Raw genomic sequence first — 3,391 nt, forward strand, 5'->3', positions numbered from 1 at the left:
ATCGCGCCCGAAGATGTCGACCGGTTCCTGCTGAAGGGTGCAGCGAGGTCGTGTTCATGAGACCGTCCGAACCGAAAAACCCACAAATCATGTCCTGACCTGCGAAATCCTGTGTCTCCACATTATGGAGACACACCCATGTTCCAAGACATCTTCTTGCCGCCCGCCGCGGCGAAACATCGTGACGCCCCGCTCGCGGCACAACGCGCAGACTACCTCGTCCACCTGAAGGGAACCGGCGCGAGCCGCGCCAACCTGCGCAAACAGGCCAACGCCCACCTCAACCTCGTTCGCCTTCTGGACCTTCGCGACGGCGATCGGATCCACCCGCGGAACATCGAAGCCGCCGCGACACTCTGGTCGGAGCCGCGGGGCCGCAGAAGCGCTACGCCGGCCACGTCGAAGGCCCGCCAACGCTTCGTCAGCCACTGTATTGCACTGGTGCGGTATCTCGGCTGGCTCGAAGACGCCGAAGGCGAATTTAGTTGGCCTCCGCCCGAGCTTCAGGCCTACGAGCGCTGGTTGCGCGACGAACGTGGCCTGGCAAATGCCAGTATCGAAAGCTACGGGCGCGCCGCCGGTACATTCCTCCAACACCTCGACCAGATGGGGATCCGGCTCGACACTCTTGAGGTCACCGATATCGACAGCATCATCGGCGATGAACACCAACGCGGGTCGTGGAGCCGGAGAACGATCCACGACTTCGCGCAGCGCGTCCGGTCGTTTGTCGGCTTCGCAGAGAAGCGCGGGTGGTGTCGGCCCGGGCTGGCCGCGGGCACCGTCGCGCCCGGATACAGGGCCGATGAGTGCCTTCCGAAGGGCATCAAGCGTCAGGATGTCGAGCGTCTGTTGGCGTCTGAGGGTCAGCGGCCCGTCGACAGACGCGATCGCGCGATCCTGATGCTCTTCGCCTCCTTCGGCCTGCGCGCGGGCGAAGTCGCGGGTCTCAGCCTCGATGACTTCGATTGGGAGAACGAGCTCCTGCGCGTGCATTGTCCAAAGCCGGGTCGCACGCATCTGTGGCCGCTGTCGCAGGAGGTCGGCGGTGCCATCCTCGACTACATCCGGAACGGGCGTCCCACCGGCTTCGGGCGGAGCCTCTTCTTCACATCCTGTGCCCCGATCCGCCCCCTTGGGCGGAAGGCTCTGGGCAAGATCGTGCGCGACCGCCTGGCCGGGATCGGCGTGGTCTCCGGTCGTCGAGGACCACATGCGCTCCGCCATGCCGCCGCCCAACACCTGCTGGACCAAGGCGTGGCGATGAAGGTCATCGGCGACTTCCTTGGGCACCGGGACCCGACCTCGACGGCGATCTACGCCAAGGTCGACCTCCGGACTCTGCGAGAGGTCGCGGCCCTCGATCTGGAGGGTCTCGTATGAAGCTGAGAGATGCGATCGAACACTACGTGGCATGGCGCCAGGCGCACGGCGTAAAGTTCTTGACGGCGCGGAACCTGCTTCGACAGTTCCTTCAGCACGCCGATGGCGACGCCGGATGCGACGCTGTCACATGCGCGCAGGTCCAAGCCTTCCTCGCCGGGACAGGCCCCGTTACCCGGCACCGCGAAAACAAACACTACGCGCTGGCCGGGTTCTGGCGCTACGCGATCAGCCGCGGCCATGCCCTCTCGTCGCCGCTTCCTGAAAGCGAGCGGCGCCCACCCTTGCAGGCACCGCCACATATCTACAGCCGGGATCAGCTGCAGCGCCTCTTCGACCCGGATCACATCGACAATGCCTTGCAAGGCTCCCGGCAACTCGACCCCGCGACGTTCCGGACCCTGCTGCTGATGCTCTACGGGGCCGGGCTGCGGTTCGGCGAGGCGACCGCTCTCACCCTGTTTGATGTGGATACGGCGGAGGCGATCCTCACGATCCGCGATACGAAGTTCCAAAAGAGCAGGTTGGTTCCCGTGGGTCCGCAGCTTGCAGGCATACTGGATGCCCACCTCTCGGTTCGGCCCGTCAAGGGGGTCGCGGAGAGTGCCACGTCGTTCCTGCTCGCCAACAGGGATGGCACGCGGCTCGCCAGCAGCACCGTTCAGGCCGCCTTCGATCGCCTGAGATGCGTTGCGGATGTGCATGGCAGGGCCGGAGGGCGGAAGAACCCGCGCCTACATGACCTCCGGCATACCTTCGCGGTTCACCGGCTGATCGCTTGGTATCGACAGGGAGCGGACGTACAGCGGTTGCTGCCCGCGCTCTCCACCTATCTCGGCCATTCCGACCTCGAAGGCACAAAGGTCTATATGACGATGACGCCGGACCTCCTTGCGCAGGCCTCGCTGCTCTTCGCGCGCTATGCCGGAGGAGGGTCGGATGCCAGACCGTGATCTCATTGGGCCATGGCTCCGGCGCTTCCTAACTGAGTATATCGTCAGCGAGCGCAATCTGGCCCGGAACACTCGCGCGAGCTATCGCGACACGTTCAAGCTGCTCCTGCCCTTCGCGAGCCGAAAGGTCCGGAAGCCCATCGAACGCCTGGCCATGCAGGACCTCACCTCGGCACTTGTATTGAAATTCCTTGCCCATCTCGAGCAGGAGCGCGGATGTTCCGTCAGGACGCGCAATCAGCGGCTCGCCGCCATCCGGGCCTTCGCCCGCTTTGTGGGAAGCCGCGATCCCGCACAGGTCGAATGGTGCAGCCACATCCGCGCGATCGCCTCGAAGAAGGCGATGTTGCCGCCGGTCGGCTGGCTGTCGCGGGAGGAGATGGAAGCGATGCTCGCGGTTCCGGACCGCAAGAACCGTCGAGGGCAGAGCGAATACGCGCTGCTTCTCTTCCTCTACAATACCGGGGCTCGCGTCTCCGAAGTCACGCAGCTGAAGGTTCGGGACCTGACCCTTGACCGCGACAGAGGTGGGCACGATCTAGCCACACTGCACGGCAAGGGCGGCAAGATACGCCAATGCCCGCTCTGGTCGGAAACGGAGCGAGTCCTGGCGGAACAGATCATCGGCCGCGCGCCCGAGGCCCCGGTGTTCCTCAGCAGGCTCGGCCATGCCTACACACGGTTCGGCGTGTATCGGCTGGTCGAACGTTGCGCTGCCGATGTGCCTCGACTGGCGGGTCGGGCGGTGACACCACACGTGATCCGGCACACGACGGCCTGCCATCTCGTGCTCGCCGGCGTCGACATCAACACCATCCGCGCTTGGCTCGGCCACGTGTCGATCAGCACCACGAACATCTATGCCGAGATCGACCTCACGCTGAAGGCAAATGCCGTGGCGCTTTGCGAGGTTGGCTCTCCGGGACCGAAAAGGCGGTGGAAGGAGGACAAGGACCTCATGGCCTTCCTGAATGGCCTGTAACACCGTTGTGGTCGTCTCACCCGGTCGTGGACGATCCTCTGCCGAGGAACCGGTCGACATCTTCGGGCGCGAT

At 64.6% G+C, this 3,391-nt stretch carries 3 protein-coding genes; all 3 read left to right on the forward strand.

Going from position 1 to position 3,391, the window contains the following annotated elements:
* The first annotated feature begins 138 nt into the window (after positions 1 to 138).
* The 3 genes from B30_RS21085 to B30_RS21095 are packed head-to-tail and all read left to right on the forward strand — an operon-like array spanning position 139 to position 3,318.
* Positions 139 to 1,383 (forward strand): tyrosine-type recombinase/integrase, encoded by a 1,245-nt coding sequence (locus B30_RS21085; protein ID WP_009574301.1) that lies wholly within the window; start codon positions 139 to 141, stop codon positions 1,381 to 1,383.
* Positions 1,380 to 2,336, forward strand: coding sequence for a tyrosine-type recombinase/integrase (locus B30_RS21090; protein WP_009574302.1), 957 nt, complete (start codon positions 1,380 to 1,382; stop codon positions 2,334 to 2,336). The genes B30_RS21085 and B30_RS21090 overlap by 4 nt, the downstream gene beginning before the upstream one ends.
* Positions 2,323 to 3,318, forward strand: a complete 996-nt coding sequence (locus B30_RS21095; protein WP_009574303.1) for a tyrosine-type recombinase/integrase — start codon at positions 2,323 to 2,325, stop codon at positions 3,316 to 3,318. The genes B30_RS21090 and B30_RS21095 overlap by 14 nt, the downstream gene beginning before the upstream one ends.
* The last annotated feature ends 73 nt before the right edge of the window (positions 3,319 to 3,391 follow it).

It is taken from the genome of Celeribacter baekdonensis B30 (assembly GCF_000299875.1).
Classification (GTDB): domain Bacteria; phylum Pseudomonadota; class Alphaproteobacteria; order Rhodobacterales; family Rhodobacteraceae; genus Celeribacter; species Celeribacter baekdonensis_A.

What these genes read in the sequence shown, in the direction of transcription:
- B30_RS21095 (WP_009574303.1), top strand. Translation starts at nt 2,323, where the DNA reads ATGCCAGACCGTGATCTCATTGGGCCATGGCTCCGGCGCTTCCTAACT.
- B30_RS21090 (WP_009574302.1), top strand. Translation starts at nt 1,380, where the DNA reads ATGAAGCTGAGAGATGCGATCGAACACTACGTGGCATGGCGCCAGGCG.
- B30_RS21085 (WP_009574301.1), top strand. Translation starts at nt 139, where the DNA reads ATGTTCCAAGACATCTTCTTGCCGCCCGCCGCGGCGAAACATCGTGAC.